Below are 862 nucleotides of genomic sequence, written 5' to 3'. Positions count from 1 at the left end.
TGCGGATCAAAGCTTGTTTGCTAGCTCCCCGCAGCTTATCGCAAGCTACTACGTCCTTCATCGCCTGTAATCGCCAAGGCATCCACCATGTGCACTTATTCGCTTGTCCCTATAACGTTAGCCTCTGATCGTTTGTACGATCAAAGAGCGCTACAGGGATAAGAAAGTACAACGTTGTTGCTTGTTTGTTGATACATACAATCATTACCCATCGATCTATCTTTTACGATAAACCGATCATAAATAATCTTTACTTCTTCCAGATTGTTAAAGAACGAAACAGCAATGATCTCTAAAAGATCAAACCTAAACCTCGTGGCTTACGTTTGCACTTTCAAGTACGTGGTGGAGGATGACGGGATCGAACCGACGACCCCCTGCTTGCAAAGCAGGTGCTCTCCCAGCTGAGCTAATCCCCCAAGGGTATTACAGGCTACAGATACTGGCAGGGTTGGCTGGACTAGCGTCCACCTTACCCCCAGGTTTTTCTGGTAGGGCTGGTTGGACTCGAACCAACGACCCCCGCGTTATCAACACGGTGCTCTAACCAGCTGAGCTACAGCCCCAAATGCTGTTCTTCTTTATTAACAGCCGATAAGTGTGAACATTTGATGGTGAAGCTTGCGCTTCGTGCAAACTCTAGAAAGGAGGTGATCCAGCCGCACCTTCCGATACGGCTACCTTGTTACGACTTCACCCCAGTCACGAATCCTACCGTGGTAAGCGCCCTCCTTGCGGTTAAGCTACCTACTTCTGGTAAAACCCGCTCCCATGGTGTGACGGGCGGTGTGTACAAGACCCGGGAACGTATTCACCGCGACATGCTGATCCGCGATTACTAGCGATTCCAACTTCATGCAGT

The 862-nt window shown here is 49.2% G+C and carries 2 tRNA genes and 2 rRNA genes; all 4 read right to left on the bottom strand.

The annotated features are described in order from the left end of the window. Positions 1-109 (bottom strand): 23S ribosomal RNA (locus tag GCM43_RS25455); the annotation flags it as partial. A 234-nt stretch (positions 110-343) separates the two neighbouring features. Then, positions 344-419: transfer RNA gene (locus tag GCM43_RS25450), tRNA-Ala, on the bottom strand. Between the two features lie 70 nt (positions 420-489). Beyond that, positions 490-566 (bottom strand) — tRNA-Ile (locus GCM43_RS25445). Positions 567-643: 77 nt separating this feature from the next. Beyond that, a 16S ribosomal RNA gene (locus tag GCM43_RS25440) occupies positions 644-862 on the bottom strand; the annotation flags it as partial.

The sequence above is a fragment of the Janthinobacterium aquaticum genome (assembly GCF_009208565.1).
In the GTDB taxonomy this organism is placed as follows: Bacteria; Pseudomonadota; Gammaproteobacteria; order Burkholderiales; family Burkholderiaceae_D; genus Janthinobacterium.
The sequence above is the reverse complement of the archived record's forward strand: the minus strand, read 5'-3'. Positions and strand labels throughout refer to the sequence as shown.